The organism is Alterotamlana spongicola, from assembly GCF_035818475.1.
Taxonomy (GTDB): Bacteria; Bacteroidota; Bacteroidia; order Flavobacteriales; family Flavobacteriaceae; genus Cognatitamlana.
On the sequence record NZ_JAYMGV010000001.1, the window covers coordinates 606,327 to 628,979 of the forward strand.

Annotated in this window: 19 protein-coding genes; 12 read left to right on the forward strand and 7 right to left on the reverse strand. The window is 34.8% G+C overall.

Annotation, left to right across the window (positions count from 1 at the left end; all coding sequences use genetic code 11):
- Window positions 1-9 precede the first annotated feature (9 nt).
- Genes VOI54_RS02565 through VOI54_RS02575 form a run of 3 tightly spaced genes read left to right on the forward strand, consistent with a single transcriptional unit; the run spans window position 10 to window position 2,641 of the window.
- Window positions 10-1,788 carry a nitric oxide reductase activation protein NorD gene (locus tag VOI54_RS02565; RefSeq protein WP_326281165.1) on the forward strand — a complete coding sequence of 593 codons (1,779 nt, stop codon included), beginning with the start codon at window positions 10-12 and terminating at the stop codon, window positions 1,786-1,788.
- 21 nt (window positions 1,789-1,809) lie between these two features.
- Complete coding sequence (locus tag VOI54_RS02570; protein ID WP_326281166.1) at window positions 1,810-2,391, forward strand: cytochrome c oxidase subunit 3; 582 nt, start codon at window positions 1,810-1,812, stop codon at window positions 2,389-2,391.
- 1 nt (window position 2,392) lies between these two features.
- Complete coding sequence (locus VOI54_RS02575) at window positions 2,393-2,641, forward strand: cytochrome C oxidase subunit IV family protein (RefSeq protein WP_326281167.1); 249 nt, start codon at window positions 2,393-2,395, stop codon at window positions 2,639-2,641.
- 191 nt (window positions 2,642-2,832) lie between these two features.
- On the opposite strand, the gene VOI54_RS02580 is transcribed toward VOI54_RS02575, so the two are convergent.
- From VOI54_RS02580 to VOI54_RS02600, 5 genes are all read right to left on the reverse strand, one after another.
- Window positions 2,833-4,026 carry a hypothetical protein gene (locus VOI54_RS02580; protein ID WP_326281168.1) on the reverse strand — a complete coding sequence of 398 codons (1,194 nt, stop codon included), beginning with the start codon at window positions 4,024-4,026 and terminating at the stop codon, window positions 2,833-2,835.
- Window positions 4,027-4,144: 118 nt separating this feature from the next.
- Window positions 4,145-4,876, reverse strand: a complete 732-nt coding sequence (gene ric, locus VOI54_RS02585) for an iron-sulfur cluster repair di-iron protein (protein WP_326281169.1) — start codon at window positions 4,874-4,876, stop codon at window positions 4,145-4,147.
- Between the two features lie 48 nt (window positions 4,877-4,924).
- Window positions 4,925-5,359: an RrF2 family transcriptional regulator gene (locus tag VOI54_RS02590; RefSeq protein ID WP_326281170.1), complete on the reverse strand. Its 435-nt coding sequence runs from the start codon at window positions 5,357-5,359 to the stop codon at window positions 4,925-4,927.
- Window positions 5,360-5,427: 68 nt separating this feature from the next.
- A complete protein-coding gene (locus VOI54_RS02595) occupies window positions 5,428-5,775 on the reverse strand; it encodes a hypothetical protein (protein WP_326281171.1) in 348 nt (115 codons plus the stop codon).
- Window positions 5,776-6,750 carry a polyprenyl synthetase family protein gene (locus tag VOI54_RS02600; RefSeq protein ID WP_326281172.1) on the reverse strand — a complete coding sequence of 325 codons (975 nt, stop codon included), beginning with the start codon at window positions 6,748-6,750 and terminating at the stop codon, window positions 5,776-5,778. It lies immediately after the preceding gene.
- Window positions 6,751-6,875: 125 nt separating this feature from the next.
- On the opposite strand from VOI54_RS02600, the gene VOI54_RS02605 reads away from it, so the two are divergent.
- The 7 genes from VOI54_RS02605 (at window position 6,876) to VOI54_RS02635 (ending at window position 17,587) form a co-directional block, all read left to right on the forward strand.
- Window positions 6,876-7,481 (forward strand): TetR/AcrR family transcriptional regulator, encoded by a 606-nt coding sequence (locus tag VOI54_RS02605; RefSeq protein ID WP_326281173.1) that lies wholly within the window; start codon window positions 6,876-6,878, stop codon window positions 7,479-7,481.
- A 13-nt stretch (window positions 7,482-7,494) separates the two neighbouring features.
- Entirely contained in the window at window positions 7,495-8,838 is a 1,344-nt protein-coding gene (locus tag VOI54_RS02610) for a TolC family protein (RefSeq protein ID WP_326281174.1), read from the forward strand.
- A 25-nt stretch (window positions 8,839-8,863) separates the two neighbouring features.
- On the forward strand, window positions 8,864-10,033 hold the full coding sequence (locus VOI54_RS02615) for an efflux RND transporter periplasmic adaptor subunit (RefSeq protein ID WP_326281175.1): 1,170 nt from the start codon (window positions 8,864-8,866) through the stop codon (window positions 10,031-10,033).
- Between the two features lie 70 nt (window positions 10,034-10,103).
- A complete protein-coding gene (locus VOI54_RS02620) occupies window positions 10,104-13,595 on the forward strand; it encodes an efflux RND transporter permease subunit (RefSeq protein ID WP_326281176.1) in 3,492 nt (1,163 codons plus the stop codon).
- A gap of 133 nt (window positions 13,596-13,728) precedes the next feature.
- On the forward strand, window positions 13,729-15,483 hold the full coding sequence (gene aspS / locus VOI54_RS02625) for an aspartate--tRNA ligase (RefSeq protein WP_326281177.1): 1,755 nt from the start codon (window positions 13,729-13,731) through the stop codon (window positions 15,481-15,483).
- Window positions 15,484-15,526: 43 nt separating this feature from the next.
- The gene (locus VOI54_RS02630) at window positions 15,527-17,314 is read left to right on the forward strand and encodes a chloride channel protein (RefSeq protein WP_326281178.1); all 1,788 of its coding nucleotides are present in this window, start codon (window positions 15,527-15,529) and stop codon (window positions 17,312-17,314) included.
- Between the two features lie 36 nt (window positions 17,315-17,350).
- On the forward strand, window positions 17,351-17,587 hold the full coding sequence (locus VOI54_RS02635; RefSeq protein ID WP_326281179.1) for a hypothetical protein: 237 nt from the start codon (window positions 17,351-17,353) through the stop codon (window positions 17,585-17,587).
- Between the two features lie 10 nt (window positions 17,588-17,597).
- Here the strand turns inward: VOI54_RS02635 and VOI54_RS02640 are convergent, their stop codons facing one another.
- Together VOI54_RS02640 and VOI54_RS02645 are read right to left on the reverse strand one after the other, a co-directional pair.
- On the reverse strand, window positions 17,598-18,188 hold the full coding sequence (locus VOI54_RS02640; protein WP_326281180.1) for an FISUMP domain-containing protein: 591 nt from the start codon (window positions 18,186-18,188) through the stop codon (window positions 17,598-17,600).
- 68 nt (window positions 18,189-18,256) lie between these two features.
- Window positions 18,257-18,706, reverse strand: coding sequence for a nucleoside deaminase (locus VOI54_RS02645; RefSeq protein ID WP_326281181.1), 450 nt, complete (start codon window positions 18,704-18,706; stop codon window positions 18,257-18,259).
- A 51-nt stretch (window positions 18,707-18,757) separates the two neighbouring features.
- On the opposite strand from VOI54_RS02645, the gene dxs reads away from it, so the two are divergent.
- Together dxs and VOI54_RS02655 are read left to right on the forward strand one after the other, a co-directional pair.
- Entirely contained in the window at window positions 18,758-20,497 is a 1,740-nt protein-coding gene (gene dxs, locus VOI54_RS02650) for a 1-deoxy-D-xylulose-5-phosphate synthase (protein WP_326281182.1), read from the forward strand.
- Between the two features lie 150 nt (window positions 20,498-20,647).
- Window positions 20,648-22,405, forward strand: coding sequence for an RNA-directed DNA polymerase (locus tag VOI54_RS02655; protein ID WP_326281183.1), 1,758 nt, complete (start codon window positions 20,648-20,650; stop codon window positions 22,403-22,405).
- The last annotated feature ends 248 nt before the right edge of the window (window positions 22,406-22,653 follow it).

Below are 22,653 nucleotides of genomic sequence, written 5' to 3' on the forward strand. Positions count from 1 at the left end.
AAGGTTACTATGATGTTTGAGTTTGAGCCAGATGAATATATTTTTACCAAGTTTGCGTTCTTTTTCAAGAAAAGAAAAAAGAAAAAGGAGGCCAGACTTGGGTATGCCGTAAATTTAAGCGATATCAAATCCCGTTTAGCACTTTTTGCCCGCGCCATAACAGGAGTATCTATAGAAATTTATGAAGCAGACAGAGAGGGAGGCTATAAAAATAACAACTTTTTTTTGCCCTCCAGGTATTACGAATTTCAGACTCATGAAGAAAATATTTCATTTTATTTGTTCAGGGTATTATACCTATCGGTTCAAAAAAACCTAAGCTTAAATTGGAATGACAATCAAGATCATGATGTATTAGAATCTCAACACAAAGCCCATGAGTACTCCGGAAAAGTTCTTGAAGCATTATTTGATCAATTCCCCATTACCAAAACGTATTATCAAAAATTCATAGCACATTATTTGGCAAAGGCCAGCAAAAAAGACGCCATTGATTATACTTATATTTATGGAAAATGGATGCGAAATGTTCCTGAAGATCCATCAAAAAAACAATTAAAGCATTTTACAGACCAGGTTAAAACGGCCAATCAGGAACAGGCTAAAACCATTATCAAATCAAAAGCTGTTGAAGAGATTATATCCGTTCAAATTGACCAGAAACAAATGGAAGATGCCGTCTTACAACACCAGTTTGAAAAGGTTGAAACCGCCGAAGAGTTTGGTGGGAATTTTAGGGATATGGATGGAGATGATGATTTGGAAGACCATTCCAATGCCTTAGATGAGGTTAAAATGAAGCATACGGTTCGTGTGGATGACACAGCACATTCTGTATATCAGGCTGATTTTATTGAAAACACCACCATTGCCGAAAGCGCAGAAAATGAAGGTGATGGCCATTTTATTTCCTATGACGAGTGGAACTATGCAACTAGAAGATACAAGGAGTATTTTTGCAAAGTATACCCAAAAACCCAAACAGCAGCCAACAGATCATACTACAAAAAAACACTTAATGAAAACCGCCTGACCTTAACCGGGTTACGTAAAATGCTAACAACCGTTAACAATAAATACCAACAGCAGCGCAGGCAAACCCAAGGGGAAGAGTTTGATATTGATGCCATAACTGATTTGTTTATTGATATTAAAACTGGGCATACCCCATCTGAAAAAATATACCTGTCTAAACGGAAAAAAGAAAAAGACCTATCCATTCTACTACTTTTGGATATTAGTTTATCAAGCGATGGCTATGCTGCCGGAAACAGAGTAATTGATGTAGAAAAACAAGTATCCATTCTGTTTGGCGAAATATTAGATGAATTTAACATTGATTTCTCCATCAATTGCTTTTATTCTAAAACAAGAAACCACTCAAGCTATTTAACACTTAAAAGTTTTGATGATAATTGGGATACGGCAAAATATAGAATTGGAAGCGTAGAACCAAGTGGCTATACGCGTATAGGAGCAGCCTTGAGACATTCCGGTGCCTTATTGGACAAGAGAGATACTAAAAACAAATGGGTTATTTTAATTTCGGATGGTAAACCAAATGATTATGACCGATATGAGGGCAAATACGGTATTAATGACGTAAAACAGGCATTGCGAGAACTCAATGAAAGACAAATTAACTCCTACGCACTGGCCATTGAAGCCAATGCAAAATACTACCTGCCTCAAATGTTTGGCCAAAACCATTATCAAATACTTACAACCCCGGAAGAATTACTTCAATCTTTAGTTAAGCTCTATGAGAAAATAAAGCATCAGGCATAATTTCGGTAAACCTCTTATAAATTGAACAATCTAACAATAAACTATAAAAATATCTGGTATCCTCCTGGAGGTATTTTAATTTGGATTATCATATGTCTTGAACTTTTAACTTTTGGAGCCGCATTAATAGCCATGGTATATTATGGCAATCAAGAAATTGAACAATTTCAAAACTCAAGCTTAAAATTGAATACTACTTATGGTATGCTCAACACTTTATTTTTACTTACCAGTGGTTACTTTATGGCTATTTCAGTTCATGAGTTAAAAAACGGAACCAAAAAAAAATTCAAAAAATTTCTCCTTTTAACAATATTATTTGGTGGTCTGTTTTTATGCTTAAAAAGCTTTGAATATTACGAAAAGCTCAGCGAAGGTATTTACTTAGGCTACAATACTTTCTTTACTTTTTACTGGATGCTTACATTGTTTCATGTAATTCACGTACTTGTGGGTATAGTAATTCTAACATCTGTTTATTTTGGAATAAAAAAAGAACATTCCAATACAAAAATTGAAGATGTCGAGGCCGGTGCGGCATTTTGGCACATGTGTGATTTAATTTGGATGATGCTCTTCCCTGTAATCTATTTACTTTTTTAGTATGAAAAAAACGGCGACTATCACCTGGGTTATTTTAATGGCACTTACTATGGTTTCTGCCTTAGTTTCTAAACTGGAAAACTCTTATGCGCTTTTAATAATCCTGTTATTATCAGCATTCAAGTTTTATGGTATTGCCTTTCAATTTATGGAAATGAAAAAAGCGCACCCTTTTTGGAAGATTTCACTAGGCTTATTTACTGCATTATTTTTTGTCTTAATAATTGTATTTAACGTGCGTTCGATATAATAAAAATTTCAAATAATTGAAAATCAGAAAATTGAACTTGTGTGTCAGGTTGAGTACAGTTGAAACCTAATTAAAACAGTAAATTTTAAGGCCTTTCGACTGCGCTCAAGGTGACAACCCTCTATTTTATTAGACTTTTGGTCAGTTTTTATGAATTTTATGTCGAACTCACGTTATTTAAAAACACAAAATCAGGTAGAGATTTTAGACTTTCTGTAAATATTTAAAATTAGCATTGCTATTCCTAAAGGCAAAAGTATACTGGAAAGAAACAAAAAAAGGTAGTAGTTAGACATGAGCCCCTTACCCAAATAAAACATGATTCCTTGAATCATTAATAATAGCTCAGTTAAAATAAAGCCGGATACAAAACTTGCTATTCCAAATTTCAAAACCATATTATAAATTACCAGCCTACTTTGTAGTATAAATGAAAATAGAAACCCTGTAACAATTCCCAACATGGTTAAATGAATAAAACCAATAATGAGATTACGGTGTTGATAAAGCGTTTCAGAAAATTCAGGATTAAGAGATACTAGCTGTAACCCAAGCTTTAAAATCAAACAAAAAATCACAAAATTATAGAGATAGACCGTTAGCTTATTATTAGATTGTAAAAGCCTAAACTGGTAGGGTTTTATCAGTTTTAAAAAAAGAAACAGCACTAATAGCTGTAAGCACACACCCACTCCATTTATAACTAATAAAATCTTATAGGGGGCAAACCAATAAATGGGCAATGCCATGGTTAAAACAGTTGAAACCATTAACAGTTTAAAAAATATCTGAAACTGTTTTGAGTACTGTATTCCTAAAAGATGAAAAAAGATAGCTAATACTGCAATTAAAAACCACCCATTAAATTGAAAGTGTAAAAAGAACTGAATAGCAATGTTATAAAAAGCTGACATCCTTCCCAACATGGAAACCGCAGGCCCTAAACACCAAACACCTCCTGTAGATAACAGCATAAATATCAAAGATGCTTTAAGCAAATATTGTGTCGCTACTGATTGTGCTTTATGCTGTTTCCAAATGAGATAAACAAAGTAGTAGCTACAAAAAATATGTAAGGTAGAAAAGGAAATAGATATAGCCGCGTAACCCTGAAAAGGAAAACTAAGCATCATGCCCACCACAGCAAACTGGGTAACCCAAAACAATTTATTATAAATAGGCTTTTTTTCAGGAACAAAATAATGTACAATGAGTACATATAATATTAAATACACCCAACCAAGCATGGCTATATGAGAATGCGCATGCGTTAAAAACCTATAATTAAAAAATGATTGCCCAACAAATGAATAGCGCAATAACACCCCCATTAAAGCAGCTATTAAAAAATTAATTAAGCAGACTATGACGAGTTTTTTTGACACTTCTATTTATTTCTAAATGATAAATATAATAAACTAAAAAATTCCGAAAAGATTAGCCTTTTCGGAATTTAGGGCTTTTTAAACAAGCCGGAACATATCCCAATAATCTGGCGTACTACTAATCAAATTGTTGCTCTAGTTTTATGGCTTTAGGAAACAGAATATTATTTTCCAAATGAATATGCAAATGCAGGTCCTGCTCAAATTCTTCAAGCATAGCATAAGCCACTCTAAAGGTATTACATGCATCTGCAGGAGGGTTATAGTTATTTGTTAATTCGGCAATCTCCCTGAATCTTACCCCCTCATTGTCATGTTCATGTTTCATCATTTCAATAGGGTTTTCAACAGTTCCAAAATGAGGAGCTTCAATAGCATTCTGGCTTAATGTAGCGGCAACCATTTTTTTCACGAACGGAAAAAGCACCAACTCTTCTTTTTTCATATGAGCAGCCAATTCACCGGCCGAAGCTGTAAAAAGCTCATTGATCTTAAATAACTCCGGGTGACGCTCACCATGAACTCTACATAATTTATCCAGAAACTGACGAAGTACAGGAATTTTTGCTTCAACATAACGGTGGTGTTTCTTTTCAATATAATCAATCAATAAATCTGCCGGCCACGATTTATAATCAATGGACTGGTCTGCTTTAGAATTCAAAACAGCATCAAGCCTATCAAGTAATTCGTTTGTGTCGATGCCATTTTTTTCACATACCTCTTCAACGGTTCTATGTCCTCTACAGCAAAAATCAATGCCATAATTAACAAATACTGCCGCCGTTCTAAAATCGTCTGCTACAAACTGCCCAATTTGTTTTTGAGCATTATTATTTAATATTTCCATGGTTTTATTTATTTCGGATAATTTTATCCTATTTATATTCAAATTTTTTTAAATCTTTAAAAATGATGTTCCTGATTTTATGTTTCGTGCCAATTCGTCTAAACTTGTGTTTTCTAACATATCTTTTAATTCCTCCCTTACACTTTTAAATTTGTCATGTACAGGACAGGGATGATCTTCATCACACTTTTTTAAGCCTAAACCGCAACCATTATAAATACTATCTCCATCAATGGCATTGACAATTTGAGATAATTTTACATTTTTAATTTGATTTCTTTCAATTTCAAATCCGCCATAAGCTCCTTTTATAGAGTTAACCACTTGATGTTTAACTAAAGCTTGTAAAATTTTTGCAGTAAAGGCTTGAGGCGAATCTATTTCTTTTGCAATTTCTTTAGGGCTTACACGCTTGCCTTCATAAGATTGTGTAGCAATAAAAATTGCTGCTTTAATTCCGTATTCACAAGCTTTTGAAAACATAATGTTTAGTAATTAACTGCAAAGATATGAAGAGATTTTAAATAGGACAAATTTATCTTAATTAAACTTTAATAGTGATTTTTATACCACACCTTTTGCCATTCGCGCTTGAGAATTAAAAAAGACACTGCTTCAGCTAGTATTATTAAGTCTTTATCATCTAAAGCTTTTACCTGACGTTCCGGAACATCTATAATATATAGCAGGTTAAGGTATTCTGTGAATTTTTCCTGAATCAGTTTATAAATAGTTTCGTGAAGTAGAAGTTTTAAGCTTGAAGGCAAAATATCTTCATGAAAATCTAAATCAATATTAGCCAAAAGAAAATCTTTATTAAGCTGAAGAATTAATTTTTTATATAAATCTAACTGATTTGCTTCATCAATTAAACCATCAAAAGTAGCAGGTAATTGCATTTAAACCGTTCTGTTCATTAAACTGTTACCAAAAGCTTCCAATAATTCTTTTTTATCATTTGAAATATTGAGGGATTGTAATACCCTAAAAGCCATATCAGTATACACTTGAATAGCCTGCTTTGTTTCAACGGCCGATCCTGAAGATATGAATAACGACTTAACACCTTCTATCTTATCAGTTGGATCATCTGGTGTTGATGAAAATAAGCGCTCTAACGCCGCACTATCCTCTTTATTTGAAAACTCTAAAGCTTTTAAATATAAATATGTTTTTTTATTCTCAATAATATCACCTCCAACTTGCTTTCCAAAAGTCTTAGGGTCTCCAAAAGCATCCAGATAATCATCTTGCAATTGAAAAGCAATACCCAAATTTTTGCCAAATTCATAAATATGATGCTGATCTTCTGGAGAAGCACCGGCTACAATAGCACCCATTTTCATAGCAGCTCCAATCAAAACAGCTGTTTTGAACTCAATCATCTTTAAATACTCAGATATACTTACATCCTGCCTGGTTTCAAAATCAACATCATATTGCTGGCCTTCACAAACCTCTAACGCTGTTTTACTAAACAATTTTGCTAAAGCTTGAAAAACATGCGCCTCATAGTTTTCAAAAAGTTGATACGCCATAATAAGCATGGCATCTCCTGATAAGATCCCGGTATTAATATCCCACTTTTCATGTACAGTTTTTTTTCCTCTGCGTAAAGGAGCATCGTCCATAATATCGTCATGAACTAAGGAAAAGTTATGAAATACTTCTATGCTTAATGCTGCATTTAAAGCCACTTTATAATTTTCGTTAAAAATATCAGCGGTCATTAATGTTAAGACAGGCCTAAGCCGTTTTCCACCCAAATTTAAAATATACGTTACAGGCTCATAGAGGTTTTTAGGCTCCCTAAATGTGGTATACTCTTCTAAATATTTTATAAAATCCTCTTGGTATTTTTCAATTGACTGCATCAAACAAAAATAATGCAATTCATCATATTAAAAAGTCCCGGTGTAAATTATATGTTAAAAAAACATTAAAACTTTGGAAACTTTTTTGGTTTTTAAAGTTTCCGGTTATAGATTTGCACCTGATTATGAGAGAAAAAATACTATTAGGTGCATCAGATTTGTTTCTAAACTATGGTTTTAAGAGTGTTACTATGGACGATATTGCCAATAGTTTAGGCATTTCTAAAAAGACCATTTATCAACACTTTGATAATAAAACGAAGCTGGTTGAAGCCACATCAATGTATTTATTTGAATTAATATCTGAAGGTATAAATCAAATATGTGCTTTAGAAAAAAACCCCATAGAGGAAATTTACAGTATCAAACAATTTATCATGGAGCATTTAAAAGATGAAAAATCTTCTCCGCAGTATCAATTACAAAAATATTATCCAAACATATTTAGCACACTAAAAGACAAACAATTTAAAGTTATGCAAACCTGCGTTATAGACAACCTTAATCGTGGGATAGAACAGGAGCTTTACAGGAAATCTATAAATGTAGACTTTATTTCAAGGATTTATTTCAGTCTTATGTTAGCTATAAAAGACAAAGCATTATTTCCCAGTCGCCAATTTTCTATGAAAATGCTAATGAGTAATTATTTGGAATACCATTTAAGAGGTATTTGTACACCTAAAGGATTAGAAACTTTAAACAAATTTATAACATCAAATCAAACATAAACAATCACAAAAAATGAAAAACAAACTAATTATATATTTTTATTTACTATGTGCTGTTTCCGGGTTTTCCCAGGAAGCCAAACAAAGTTTTTCTTTACATGAAGCCATAGACTTTGCTTTGGAAAACAATAGAACAGCCAAAAATGCATCCCGAGATGTTGATGCGGCTTACAAGCAAAAATGGGAAGCCATTGCTTCTGGTTTGCCACAAATTAGTGCAAGTGCAGAGTATCAAAACTTTCTAAAACAGCCTGTTTCATTAATTCCGGCAGAATTTGTTGGAGGTAACTCAGGAGATTTTATAGAAGTTGTTTTTGGAACAAAACAAAACATCAGCGCTACTGCTACATTAAGTCAAAAAGTATTTGACGGTTCTTATATAGTGGGATTACAATCTGCAAAGGTCTTTTTAGAAATTTCAAAAAATGCCAAGGTTAAAACAGATTTAGAAGTAAGAAAAGCTACCATTAATGCTTATGGCAATGTGTTATTATCAGAAGAAAGTGTTAAAATATTTGAAGAAAACAGAAAGACACTTCAAAAAAACCTCAACGAACTTACTAAAATTTATGAAAATGGTTTAGAAGAAGAAGAAAGTGTTGAGCAATTAAAAATCACATTATCCAGTATAGAGAGTGCTTTGAACAATGCAACACGCCTTAAGGCTGTTGCCTACCAAATGTTTAATATGACTTTAGGCCTGGATGTGGATCACCCGTCAATTCTAGAAGACAATCTGGAAACGCTTACGGCCAGCAATGTAGATTTGGGCTTGATCAATAATCCGTTTTCAATAGAAAACACTATTGATTATCAAATTGCCGAGAATGATAAAACCTCTAAAGAGCTATTAGTAAAACTTGAAAAAAGTAAAGCTTTACCAACTTTAAATACTTTTATTAATGGTGGGTATTCCGGGTTTAGCGATAGTTTTACCTTTGGTGACAGAAGTCAAAAATGGTTTGGTTCTTCACTATTTGGTCTTAATTTGAATATCCCCATCTTTAGTTCCGGCATGCGTGGAGCATCAACACAAAGAGCAAAGATCAATTTAGAAAAATCTAAGGATAATCTAACAGAAACTGAGCAACGCATTAAACTTGAAATTGCAACCGCTAAAAGTGATTATCAGTTCTCCATTGAGGATTATACTAATAAGAAGGAAAATCTGGAACTGGCAGAACGTATAGAGGCAAAAAACGAAACTAAGTTTTTTGAAGGTATTGCTTCAAGTTTTGAACTCAGGCAGGCACAAATTCAATTATACACCGCTCAACAGGATTTTCTTAAAGCTATGCTTGACGTTATTACCAAAAAAGCAGAACTGGAAACCGTATTAAATAGCATCAATCAATAGTCAACTAATCAAAAAAACAGCAAAAATGAAAACTATATATTCAATATTATTAGCCACGGTTCTTTTAACCTCATGTGGGTCAAGCAGCAAAAAATCTGTAGAAGACATTATAGCAACCCAGGATTTAAAACTTATCAGAAAAACAAAAACTGAATTAGATGCCAAAGCTGTAGAGATCTCTGCCCAGCTTAAGCAATTAGAAGCTAGCATAAGGACATTAGATCCACAAGCTAAAGTGCCTTTGGTAACTACATTTAAGGTTGAGGAAGCTAAATTTACGCATTTTGTTGAGCTACAAGGAAGTGTCAGTACAAAACAAAACCTAATTATCTTCCCTGAATTTTCAGGAGTTCTTTCTCAGGTTTTTGTTAAAGAAGGGCAAAATGTAAGTAAGGGTCAAATTTTAGCAAAAATTGATGATGGTGGCTTAAGCCAGCAATTGGCACAATTAAAAATTCAAACCAATCTGGCAAAAACAACTTTTGAACGCCAGGACCGTTTATGGAAACAAAAAATAGGAAGCGAAATACAATATTTACAAGCTAAGGCTACCTATGAAGCCCAAATGGAAGCGACCAACCAATTAGAACAACAAGTAGCAAAAACTACCGTTCGTGCGCCTTTCTCTGGTGTTATAGACGATGTAATAACAGACCAGGGAAGTGTGGTGGTTCCGGGACAATCCCAATTGTTCAGAATTGTCAACCTTAGCAATATGTATATAGAAACAGATGTTCCGGAACGTTATGTTTCAGACATTGTAAAAGACAAAGAGGTAAAAGTCTATTTTCCTATTTTAGGAAAAGAAATAGATACTAAAGTAAGGCAGGCAGCTAGCTTTATTGACCCTGCTAACCGTACCTTTAAAGTTGAAATACCGGTTCCTAACAACAACAAATCCATAAAACCAAATCTTACTGCCAGGCTTAAAATCAACGATTATTCAAATGACAAAGCTATTTTGATTCCGCAAAGTATTATTTCTGAAAACGCACAGGAACAACAATATGTATACACTGTTACTGATAAGGTTGAAAACAAAGCTAAAGTAAAACGTGTGTTTATTGAAACCGGTAAAACTCAGGGAGACTATATTGAAGTTATATCTGGTATTCAAAATGGTGTAGAAATTATTGAAGAAGGCGCCAGAAGTGTAAAGCAAGGACAAGACATAAAGATTTTAGTTAGTCAATAGGCTTCGTTTTTAGAACCTTCAAAAAACATTTTTAAAGCCTAACAACATAAACACAAACGACTATAAAGCAATGACTGATAAAAAGAAAAAAGTAAATAAGGAATTTGGTCTATCCTCCTGGGCAATCAATAATAAAACAACCATGTATGTGTTGATTGCTGTAATACTATTTCTGGGAGCAGGTGCATATTTTAGTATGCCCAGAGAAAATTTCCCGGAAATTAAAGAAACCAAAATTTATATAAGCTCTGTATACCCGGGAAATACTGCCGAGGATATTGAAAAACTCATTACAGATCCTATTGAAGATCAACTAAAGACCGTTAGTAATGTTGTAGAGATCACCTCTACATCACAAGAAGATTATTCTATAATTATAGTTGAATTTGATGAAAACATTACTGTTGATGCCGCTAAACAAAAAGTAAAGGACGAGGTAGACTCTGAAACAGCCAGTGAAGACTGGCCAACTTTTAACGGTGCAAAAGTAGAACCCAATGTTTTTGATTTGAGTATGTCTGAGGAAATTCCCATCTTAAACATTAACATTTCCGGTGATTATACTGTCGATAAGTTAAAAGAGTATGGTGAATATCTTGAAGATGAAATTGAAAGCCTGCAAGAAATCAAACAAGTTGATATTAGGGGGGCACAAGAAAAAGAAGTAGAAGTAGCTGTTGACATATACAAAATGATGGCTGCCCAGGTAAGCTTTGATGATATTATAAATACCATAAACAAAGAAAACATGACCATGTCTGCCGGCAACTTAATACTAAGTGGTCAAAGACGTACTATTCGAATTCTGGGGGAAGTAAAAAACCCAAAAGAGCTTGAGAACTTTGTTGTTAAATCTGAACATAACAAATCTATTTATTTAAAAGATATTGCCAAAGTAACTTTTAAAGATGAAGACAAAACTACCTATGCCAGGGAATTTGGGCATCCGGTTGTTATGTTAGATGTTAAAAAACGTGCCGGTAAAAACATGGTAGCTGCCGCGGAACAAATTCAGGTCATAGTAAAAGATGCCGTAGAAAATGTTTTCCCTCCGGATTTAAAGGTAACTATTTCAAATGACCAGTCGTCAAAAACTATTGGTCAGGTTGATGATTTAATAAATAACATCATATTTGGTATCATCCTGGTAGTAACGGTTTTAATGTTCTTTTTAGGATTTAAAAACGCTTTATTTGTTGGGTTTGCCATCCCTATGTCCATGTTTATGTCGCTTATGATATTGGACATGATGGGATTCACTATGAATACTATGATTCTCTTCGGGTTGATCATGGGTCTGGGAATGCTGGTTGATAATGGTATTGTGCTGGTAGAAAACGTTTACCGCTTAATGAATGAAGAAGGCTTAACCAGAGTTCAGGCGGCTAAAAAAGGGATTGGAGAAATTGCCTTTCCTATAATTATCTCTACTGCCACAACCGTAGCGGCCTTTATTCCATTAGGGCTTTGGCCGGGAGTAATGGGGCAATTCATGATTTACTTCCCAAAAACTCTAGGTGTAGTTTTAGGATCATCACTATTTGTAGCTATATTTTTTAATTCAGTTATGGTATCACAATTTATGACTACTGAAGATAAAAATATGCCCTTAAAGCAAATCATTAGAATTTCGGCAATAGTAGGTAGCATTGGTCTGTTAATTTTATTTTTTGGTGGGGCCTACCGTGGTTTAGGAACCCTTATGATAGTAACTGTTATTTTATTATGGGCTTATAGGCTTTTCCTCAGAAAATGGGCAAATGGATTTCAAAAGCATATTTTACCGCGTTGGGAACGTGCTTATGAAAAATCACTTCGTTTTGCACTTAGCGGAAGAAAACCCATTATAATATCTGTAGGTACTTTTATGCTACTTATTGTTGCGTTTATGGGCTTTGGTGCCTCCGTTGGAAGTCAACGAACCAAAGTTGAATTCTTTCCGGACAATACACCAAATCAAATTATTGTTTACATAGAGTATCCTGAAGGTACTGATATCAAAAAAACCAATGCCATTACTAAAGATATTGAGCAAAGGGTTTATAAGATCATCAATGCCCCTGAGTATATGCATGGTGATTTCAACTTTTTAACAGAAAGTGCCGTTTCACAAGTAGGAGAAGGCGCAGGTAATCCGCAAACAGACGGAGGCTCTGCCGCAGAAATGCCACACCGTGGAAAAATTACGGCCACCATGCGCGAGTATAAATTTAGAGAAGGTACAGACAGTAAGGAATTACTCAAAAAAGTACAGGAAGATCTAAAAGGGATCTATCCGGGAGTAAGCATCTCTGTAGAAAAAGACCCTATTGGCCCGCCTGTAGGATACCCAATTAATATTGAATTAGAAGGAGACGATTATTCTGAATTAATTGCCACTGCAGAAAAGATGCGTGATTTTATCAATACTAAAAACATTCAGGGTATTGATGAATTAAAAATAGATGTAAACAAATCTAAACCCTCAATGCAAGTGGTTGTTGACCGAAAAAAAGCCGGCGAACTTGGTGTCTCGTCCGGTCAGGTGGGGCAGCAACTACGTAATGCTATTTTTGGTGCAAAAGCTGGTATTTATAAAGAGGATGGCGAAGATTATGATATCTATGTGCGTTTTAATGAAGATATCAGATATAATACCAGTGCTATTTTCAATCAGAAAATAACCTTTAGAGATATGGCTTCCGGTCAAATAAAAGAGATCCCAGTTTCAGCTGTTGCCAAACAAAGTAACTCTTCCGGATTTAGTGCCATAAAACATAAAGAAGTAAAACGAGTTGTTACGCTTTATTCAGCACTTGCTCCCGGATTTACAGATGCTCGCGCTATAGTATCGCAAATTCAAAACGAAATGCAGGGGTTTACTGAAAAACCAGACAATATAGAAGTTGATTATACCGGACAAATTGAAGAACAAAGCAAGCAAATGACTTTCTTAATGGGCGCTTTCTTTACAGGATTAGGCTTAATTTTCTTCATTTTAATTTTTCAGTTCAACTCAGTATCTAAACCGGGAATTATCATGCTGGCTATTTTCTTAAGCTTAATTGGAGTATTCGGAGGTATTGTTGCTACTGGTAGTGCTTTTGTTATTATGATGACTATGATGGGGATCATCTCACTGGCAGGTATTGTTGTAAATAATGGTGTGGTACTCTTAGATTACACCCAGCTTTTAATTGATAGAAAGAAAGTAGATCATGATTTAAAAGATGAGCAGTATTTACGTCAGGGCGACCTTATTGAAGCCGTAGTAAAAGGTGGAAAAGCACGTTTGCGCCCGGTATTATTAACAGCTATTACAACAATTTTAGGGTTAATTCCGTTAGCTACAGGATTAAACATTAATTTCTTTACACTATTTAGTGAATTTAATCCACATGTGTATGTAGGAGGTGATAATGTGATATTCTGGGGGCCACTGGCATGGACTGTTATTTATGGCCTTTTTGTTGCTACATTTTTAACATTAATTGTGGTACCCATTTTATTCTATTTAGTAACTAAATTTAAAATGTGGTTATATAAAGATAGAGTTGCCACCTATGAAGAAGTGGTTTCTTAAAACTTATAAAATATTATAATTAATTGTGTGACTAACTCGATTAATAGTAAAAAAGCTTCAATAATGACATTGAAGCTTTTTTCATTTTTATACTCATTAATCTTATGTAAATTTGCACCTCAATTTTACAACAATGTACAGAAGTCATAATTGCGGTGAATTAAGAGCTGCACACATAAATACAGAAGTTACTCTTGCCGGATGGGTTCAAAAATCCAGAGATAAGGGTTTTATTGTTTGGGTAGATTTACGTGACCGCTACGGTATCACACAATTAGTGTTTGATGAAGAGCGCACCTCTCAACAATTAATAGAGCAAGCTCAGAGTTTAGGCCGGGAGTTTGTGGTTCAGGTAAAAGGTACGGTCATAGAGCGTGCTTCAAAAAACCCAAATATCCCAACCGGAGATATTGAGATTTTAGTTTCAGAACTTACTGTTTTAAATGAAGCTGAATTGCCTCCGTTTACCATAGAAGACGATACAGATGGTGGTGAAGATATTAGAATGAAATATCGCTATTTGGATATTCGCCGTAACCCGGTAAAAGAAAGCTTGATTTTCAGGCATAAAGTCACTCAGGAAGTTAGAAACTACCTGTCAAAAGAAGGGTTCATTGAAGTTGAAACACCGTATTTAATAAAATCCACCCCGGAAGGTGCACGTGACTTTGTTGTGCCATCAAGAATGAATGAAGGACAGTTTTATGCGCTTCCTCAATCGCCACAAACCTTTAAGCAACTGCTTATGGTAGGTGGTATGGATAAGTATTTCCAGATTGTAAAATGCTTTAGAGATGAAGATTTACGCGCAGACAGGCAACCGGAATTCACACAAATAGATTGTGAAATGGCCTTTATTGAGCAAGAAGATATCTTAAATGCTTTTGAAGGATTAACGCGTCATTTACTAAAAGAAGTTAATGGTGTAGCTATTGAAAAATTCCCAAGAATATTATATGATGATGCCATGCGCTTGTATGGAAATGACAAACCGGACATTAGATTTGGAATGGCGTTTGGCGAATTGAATACTGTTGCACAGCATAAAGATTTTGGAGTTTTTAACAACGCTGAACTAGTGGTTGGTATTGCCGTTCCGGGAGGAAACAGCTATACAAGAAAGGACATTGACAAACTTATTTCCTGGGTTAAGCGTCCGCAAGTTGGTGCTTTAGGAATGGTGTATTGCCGTTGTAACGAGGATGGTTCTTTTAAATCTTCAGTTGATAAATTTTATGATCAGGACGATTTAGCAAAATGGGCAGAAGTAACCGGAGCAAAAGCAGGGGATTTAATTTGTGTGCTTTCCGGAGACACTAATAAAGTACGAACTCAGTTAAGTGCTTTACGTATGGAATTGGCAGAACGTCTGGGCTTACGTAAACCAGATGAATTTGCGCCGTTGTGGGTTATGGACTTTCCTTTATTGGAATGGGATGAAGAGACCAAACGTTACCATGCCATGCACCACCCATTTACCGCTCCAAAACCAGGCCAGATAGAATTATTGAAAACAGACCCGGGAGCTGTAAAAGCCAACGCTTATGATTTAGTGTTAAATGGAAATGAAATTGGAGGCGGTTCCATAAGAATTCATGATAAAGACACACAATCCCTAATGTTTGACTATTTAGGATTTACTCCGGAAGAAGCAAAAGCTCAATTTGGTTTTTTAATGGACGCCTTTCAATACGGTGCTCCACCTCATGGCGGTTTAGCTTTTGGTTTAGACAGACTGGTTGCCATTTTAGGAGGACAGGAAACCATTAGAGATTTTATTGCCTTTCCAAAAAACAATTCAGGGCGTGATGTCATGATTGACGCACCGGCTCCAATTGATGACGAGCAATTAAATGAATTAAGTTTAAAACTAAATTTAAAATCATAAAGATTAATCCCGCCATAGCGGGATTTTTTATTAATTTTATAACATGCCGACTACGGGTAAAAGCCTTTTAAGAAAGTTTTTAATCTGGAAATATAAACATATTTCAGAACGTCAGTTTGTATATATCCTTAGTATTCTTGTGGGATTCTTAGCAGGAATAGGAACGGTGACTCTTAAAAACTTAACACATTATATCGGTTATTTCTTTGATCTGTACATTTTTAAAAACTACCAAAGCACCTTATATTTTATTTTACCCATAATAGGTTTATTACTGGTATATATCATTAAACAAACCTGGTTAAAAAAGCATATTGGTCATGGTATTTCATCAACACTTTATGCCATTTCAAAACTAAATGGTATTATCCCCAGGTATAATATTTATGCGGGATTAATTACAGCGCCACTAACAGCAGGTTTTGGTGGATCGGTAGGATTACAAGGCCCAGCGGTAAGTGTAGGGTCTGCTTTAGGCTCAAATGCAGCCAGATTATTTCATATGAATACCAAAACCCGCATGCTACTTATTGGTTGTGCTGCTGCCGGCGCTATGGCTTCTATGTTCAAAGCCCCTATTGCGGCCATTGTTTTTGCTATAGAAATATTCAGTTTAGATATTGCGTTCACTTCTTTAGTCCCTTTATTATTAGCATCAGTATCTGCCGTGGTAACCTCATACCTCTTTTTAGGAACAGATGTCTTATTAAGGTTTCAGCTCACCGACAAATTTGAGGTCAATGATATTGCTTTTTATGCCATATTAGGTTTAGTTACTGCTTTTGCATCGGTATACTTTTCAAAAGTCTTTTTTGCCATATCTAACTTTTTTAAACAGTTTAAAAGCAGGGCAAAGCGCCTTTTAATTGGTGGGTTGGCTATTGGTACTATGCTCTATATTATTCCGCCGCTTTATGGTGAGGGTTATGGCATTATGAACAATCTTTTAAAGGGGGATCATCTTTCTGCTATTGGCACAACACCCTTTGATTTAGACCTGTCTAACATTTGGATCGTCATTGCTTTATTATTAGGCATTGCCATTTTCAAAGCCATAGCTATGACCACTACTTTTGGAGCCGGAGGCGTTGGAGGAGTCTTTATTCCCACATTGGTTATGGGAAGTGCCATTGGAAATGCTTTTGCTAAGATCATTAATAATATTGGATTGGATTTTCATGTTTCAGAATCTAATTTCACTTTAATAGGCATGACAGGCTTAATGGCAGGCGTTTTACACGCCCCCTTAACTGCTATTTTTCTTATTGCTGAAATTACCGGTGGTTATGAGTTATTTGTTCCGTTAATGATTGTATCTGCTATTTCATTTGCCATGACCAAATACTACGTATCACATTCTATTTACACCCTTAAACTAGCTGAACGCGGCGAACTCATGACCCATGATAAAGATCAGAACGTACTTATGGTCCTGGATATCAATAAAGTTATTGAAACTAATTTTGTGATTTTAAAACCGGATATGACACTTGGTTATATTCTAAAGAATGCCGTTGCCAAATCTTCCAGGAACCATTTTCCCGTTGTTAATGACAAACATGAGTTTTTAGGTGTTATTCGTTTAGATGATATGCGCCATATGATGTTTGATGCCGAGCTTTATGATAAAGTCAATGCATCCAGCTTAATGCATGCAGGTCATGGTATTATAAATTATGATGAGGATTCCATGAACAATATTATGGATAAATTTAAAACCAGTGGCGCATGGAATTTACCTGTGGTTAAAGACGGAAAATATTATGGCTATATATCAAAGTCAAAACTTTTAACTGCTTACAGGCAACAGCTTATAAATTTCACGCAGTAAACAACAACCCTTATTCATCTTACGTTATTTAATACCATGAAATATTTAATTACCATCTTAGCCATTGCAGCCTTAACAAGTATTGTTTTAGGGTTTATATTAGATGTTGCCTATTCTGAAAAGCTTATTGGCTTTGGAGTTGCCGGGTTGTTTCTAGTTGTATTTCCCTTATTTTCTTATCACCATTGGAAAGATAAAAATGTTAAGGATTATATGCTTACCAAAGAAAACATGGATAAAATGCGCGAATCGCAACAGGATAAAAAGTTTTAACTTTTAAAATCTAATCTTTTATACACCTGCAACTTTGCTTAACATTAAAGCTCACTATACCCGACGTTGTTACTAATACATTAGGTTCAATTCTAACTTGTTTATATGAATTTGGCAATCCTCCATCTGTAGACGTATAATAATAACCTTTAACACCAATATCCTGATATCCGGCAAAATGCCAGCCACCTGCTAAAAGATTAAAACCTACCGGTTCTCCTTGTTGCATAGCAAAAGGTTTAAAAAACACGTGGGCTGCGCTAATACCTCCCAAATAATCAATAAGAGTATCCCACTCCTCCTGTGATGGTAAGTGCCAGCCCTCAGGGCATGCCGTTTGAGCAGCTTCACCCGTATATAATCTTCCGTAAATAAAGCAATTATCAGTTTCGTCATCATAGCATACACTGGTGTCATCACCAATATCATACTTCAGGTTTTCAGCAAACCAGGTTTGGTTTCCAATCGTCACTATATCATAAACTTGTCCGTCCCTTGAGTCTGTAAATTGATTTGCAGGGCTAACATTAGTATTGTCATCATCATTAGAGCATGAAAAAAAGCACATGAAACAGACCAGGAGCATCAAATTTAATTTCATAATAATAACTTTAAAATATGACTTCTGATATTAAATATAAACATTTGTTTTTGAATGTCTTATGAAGATCAGTTCAAATTTCTTTTTAGAATAAAGAATCGTTTCATTAAATCACTGGCTTCGGCTTCTAAAATCCCGCCTTCCATAACCGTTTTAGGATGCAGTTTTGTTTTTAGGCTGATGCAGCCCCGTTCCAGGTCTCTGGTACCATAAACAATTTTAGATATTTGACTCCAATACAGTGCCCCGGCACACATTTGACAAGGCTCAAGTGTAACATATAAAGTACAGCCTTTAAGATACTTTCCTCCTAAAAAATTAGCTGCCGCTGTAATGGCCTGCATTTCGGCATGAGCTGTCACATCATTTAAGGCTTCGGTTAAATTATGTCCTCTGGCAATCACCTTATTATCAATAACAATTACGGCTCCTACAGGTATTTCCCCTTTATCAAAAGCGGCCTCAGCTTCCTGAAGCGCTTTTTTCATAAAGTAAGTATCATCAAATGGTTCTAGCATAATAGCAAAAATACAAATTGATTCTTGTACTTTTGTATTGTGTTAAAATCAATGTTAGATCATATTAATTCACCCGGAGATTTACGTCTTTTAGAGCAGAAAGAATTGCCCCAATTAGCCAAAGCGTTACGTGATTTTATCATCAACATTGTGGCCACCAAAGAAGGGCATTTAGGTGCCAGCCTGGGTGTTGTGGAACTGACCATTGCATTGCATTATGTGTTTAACACTCCTGAAGACCAACTGATTTGGGATGTTGGACATCAGGCTTACGGCCATAAGATCTTAACCGGACGACAAACTAATTTTCATACCAACAGACAACTAGGAGGTATAAGCGGTTTTCCAAAACGCGATGAAAGTCTGTACGATACGTTTGGTGTTGGACACTCCTCTACTTCCATTTCAGCAGCTTTAGGAATGGCTATTGCTTCAAAGTTAAAAGGTGAAGACAAACACCATATTGCTGTAATTGGTGATGCTTCCATAGCCAGCGGTATGGCTTTTGAAGGTTTAAACCATGCCGGTGTAACGGACGCCAACCTATTGGTTATTTTAAATGATAATGCTATTGGTATTGACCCCAGTGTAGGTGCCCTGAAAATGTATCTGACCAATGTTAAAAAAGGCACCCAAAAGCAAGATAACATCTTTGAAGCCTTAAATTTTGATTATTCGGGGCCTATTGACGGGCATGACCTAGATACTGTTATTTCAGAATTAAACCGATTAAAAACCGTAAAAGGGCCTAAACTACTGCATATTATTACAACTAAAGGCAAAGGTTTAAAGCAAGCTGAAATAGACCAGGTAAAATATCATGCTCCCGGAAAGTTCAATTCATCAACAGGCGAGCTTATTGCCAAATCAGCTTCCGGATTCCCAAAATACCAGGATGTATTTGGACATACCATTGTTGAACTGGCCAAACAAAACAAAAACATAGTAGGTATAACACCGGCTATGCCAACCGGAAGTTCCTTAAAGTTTATGATGGATGAGATCCCTGACCGGGCCTTTGATGTGGGGATTGCCGAACAGCATGCCGTAACGCTCGCCGCCGGTATGGCCACACAGGGCTTAATACCATTCTGCAATATTTACTCCACCTTTTTACAACGGGCTTATGACCAGGTTATCCATGATGTAGCCCTGCAAAGCTTACCGGTTATTTTTTGTTTAGACCGTGCAGGATTAGTTGGACAAGATGGAGCAACACACCATGGTGTTTATGACTTAAGCTATTTAAGATGTATCCCCAACCTCATTATTTTTGCACCACGCAATGAAGTGGAATTACGCAACATTATGTACACCGCTCAATTAGGCTTAAAACACCCTATTGCTATAAGGTATCCCAGAGGGCGTGGTGTTACCAAAGATTGGAAGCACCCTTTTTCTAAAATAGAGATTGGTAAAGGCATTCAACTAAAAAAAGGTAAAAACACTGCTGTTTTAAGTATTGGAACTATAGCTAATAATGTTTCTGAAGCTATAACAAACCTGGATGTTTCTCATTACGATATGCGTTTTATAAAGCCATTGGACGCCCCCTTACTCCATAGTATTTTTAAAAACTACAACAGTATTATTACAGTTGAAGATGGTACTGTTAAAGGCGGTTTTGGATCTGCTATTTTAGAATTTGCTGCAAGCCATAACTACAAAAATACCATTAAAACAGTTGGGGTTCCTGATACTTTTATTGAGCACGGAACTGTTGCTGAGTTATATATGGCTGTTGGGTTGGATGCTGAGAGCTTGAAAAATATTTTTACTAGGCTTTGTTAATCAACGTTAAGCATAAGCTTTATAAATCCTACAATCTTAATCCAAGACACTTGGTTTTGTAAGAAAAAAATGATAACTTCGTTTAACAACCGATAACGTTCATTGAAGCGGAACTTATCTTTGTATTGTGTGTCATTTGGAAAATAAACTATGCAATTAAAAAAACTACTTTCGAAAGGATATTTTCCTAAAGAACTACCACCACCATTTATAACAGAAGAGTTTGGTGATAAATCTAGATACATTAATAAAAAATGGAGTGATTTACTGACAACTCAAAAAGCAAAGAAAGGAAGCGAAAATAGTAAGCAGGCAAAGGCTAGGTTTAAAAAAGATTACACAGAAAAATATGGTAGTAGTTCTTTAATCGAATATAGTATTGCAAAAGGCATCTATTCTAGAAGAAAATTGGAAATACCTAACCCTAAACAATATTTAGACATAGGCAATACTATTATAGATAATTGGAAATTATTAAAAGAATATTTTGATATTAGTTCGTATTCTCAAAGTAAGCCTGTACTAAACGGAGCTAAAAGAGCCTTAAAGACGAAAAGTAAATCATTAAACAATTTCAAATTTGAAGCGATTTCAAAATCATTTGGAAGAAAAATAGAATTGAGATTAGATATACTTAATTTTTATCCAACAATTTATACTCATTCTATCCCGTGGAGTTTATTAGGGAAAGAAGACGCTAAAAAATATTTCAAACTAAAAAAAACTAGGAGAGCATATTTTGATTCAATTCTATTAGCTGATAAAAAAGCAAGATTATATAATCTAGGAGATTTAATCGATACTTTGGTTAGGAATTGTAATGAAAGGCAAAGTGTTGGTATCCCAATAGGACCAGATGTATCTTTCCTATTAGCTGAGCTAGTAGGATGTAGAATTGATGCAGAAATCGAAAATAGTTTAGTAGATATTTCTCACGAGTGTATTAGGTATTATGATGATTATTACTTCTACCTAGATTCCATTGGCGATGCAGATAACGTATTAAAAAAGGTTCAAAAAATTTTATATGAATTCAGATTAGAAACGAATGAATTCAAAGTAAACATCAACGAATTACCCTTCAAATATGTTGATGATTGGTCCTTAAGTTTATCCCTTTTTAAATTTAGTTCAGCAAATGATTATGAATTAAGAAATTTTTTCTCACAATTAATTTCATTAGTTGAAAAGAATAAAAAACAATCGTCCTGGATAATAAATTATGGCCTTCAAAGATTTGAATATGGAAATGTAAAAGTTAAAAGAAAACACTTTGATATTTTTCTGACTTTTTTATTACAATTACTTCTTTTTGATCCGAGTAATATTGATCAAATATTCAAAATATTACTTTCTTACGAGTACTATTTAAGTAAGAAAAGAAAAGAAAAAATCAAAATTGTCCTAAATCAAATAATTGAAGAACATTCTATTTTAAATCATTCATTTGAAGTTTCTTGGGCTTTGTGGATTTTCAAAAGTTTTAAAATTAAGTGTCATCGTAATTATTTAACTTTTGTTCTCAATTCTAATGATAGTATTTCAAAAATGCTATGTTTAGACTTAATTGATTCCAAGCTTTTTTATGGAAGAAAGCCAGCACTTGCCAATTTAACAAAATCACTTAATTCGAATTCTTTATTTAATGGTGATTGGCTCATATCTTATGAATCTTATAGAAAAAGTTGGTTAAATTTTAAGACTAGAAAAATCTTTGATTTAAACGAGTTTTTTGAAATTCTTAACCACTATGATATTACGTTTTATGACTCATCAAGGCAACTTGACACAAATTTTTCTGTAAGTCCACCACCTGAAATTGAACCAGATGACTTTGATTCTTGGTTTGATGACTTCTTAAATGATGATGAAGATGAAGAGAAAGAAGAAAAGAAATCTAAATATTAAAAAACGACACACAACAATGGCTATAAGTAATTGCTTGTTCTCGCCTACTTCTGAAAACCTCTCGGGTTTTCAGTTTGGTGTGTACCTGCCTACTGGCAGGCAGGCTTGTAAAGTTAAATACTTATCCACGCAACTACTCATAGCCGATACTGCTAAACGAATCTTCCAAATTCCTTATAATTAAAAACCATAAAACGAGTTGAAACCCATTCTAGGAATTGAATGCTATGTTTGAGATCACTGATGAA

Bases quoted from the DNA above. Each gene is read 5' to 3' on its own strand.
- VOI54_RS02565 (WP_326281165.1), top strand. From the start codon at position 10: ATGATGTTTGAGTTTGAGCCAGATGAATATATTTTTACCAAGTTTGCG.
- VOI54_RS02575 (WP_326281167.1), top strand. From the start codon at position 2,393: ATGAAAAAAACGGCGACTATCACCTGGGTTATTTTAATGGCACTTACT.
- ric (WP_326281169.1), bottom strand. From the start codon at position 4,876: ATGGAAATATTAAATAATAATGCTCAAAAACAAATTGGGCAGTTTGTA.
- VOI54_RS02590 (WP_326281170.1), bottom strand. From the start codon at position 5,359: ATGTTTTCAAAAGCTTGTGAATACGGAATTAAAGCAGCAATTTTTATT.
- VOI54_RS02595 (WP_326281171.1), bottom strand. From the start codon at position 5,775: ATGCAATTACCTGCTACTTTTGATGGTTTAATTGATGAAGCAAATCAG.
- VOI54_RS02600 (WP_326281172.1), bottom strand. From the start codon at position 6,750: ATGCAGTCAATTGAAAAATACCAAGAGGATTTTATAAAATATTTAGAA.
- VOI54_RS02605 (WP_326281173.1), top strand. From the start codon at position 6,876: ATGAGAGAAAAAATACTATTAGGTGCATCAGATTTGTTTCTAAACTAT.
- VOI54_RS02610 (WP_326281174.1), top strand. From the start codon at position 7,495: ATGAAAAACAAACTAATTATATATTTTTATTTACTATGTGCTGTTTCC.
- VOI54_RS02615 (WP_326281175.1), top strand. From the start codon at position 8,864: ATGAAAACTATATATTCAATATTATTAGCCACGGTTCTTTTAACCTCA.
- VOI54_RS02620 (WP_326281176.1), top strand. From the start codon at position 10,104: ATGACTGATAAAAAGAAAAAAGTAAATAAGGAATTTGGTCTATCCTCC.
- aspS (WP_326281177.1), top strand. From the start codon at position 13,729: ATGTACAGAAGTCATAATTGCGGTGAATTAAGAGCTGCACACATAAAT.
- VOI54_RS02630 (WP_326281178.1), top strand. From the start codon at position 15,527: ATGCCGACTACGGGTAAAAGCCTTTTAAGAAAGTTTTTAATCTGGAAA.
- VOI54_RS02635 (WP_326281179.1), top strand. From the start codon at position 17,351: ATGAAATATTTAATTACCATCTTAGCCATTGCAGCCTTAACAAGTATT.
- VOI54_RS02640 (WP_326281180.1), bottom strand. From the start codon at position 18,188: ATGAAATTAAATTTGATGCTCCTGGTCTGTTTCATGTGCTTTTTTTCA.
- VOI54_RS02645 (WP_326281181.1), bottom strand. From the start codon at position 18,706: ATGCTAGAACCATTTGATGATACTTACTTTATGAAAAAAGCGCTTCAG.
- dxs (WP_326281182.1), top strand. From the start codon at position 18,758: ATGTTAGATCATATTAATTCACCCGGAGATTTACGTCTTTTAGAGCAG.
- VOI54_RS02655 (WP_326281183.1), top strand. From the start codon at position 20,648: ATGCAATTAAAAAAACTACTTTCGAAAGGATATTTTCCTAAAGAACTA.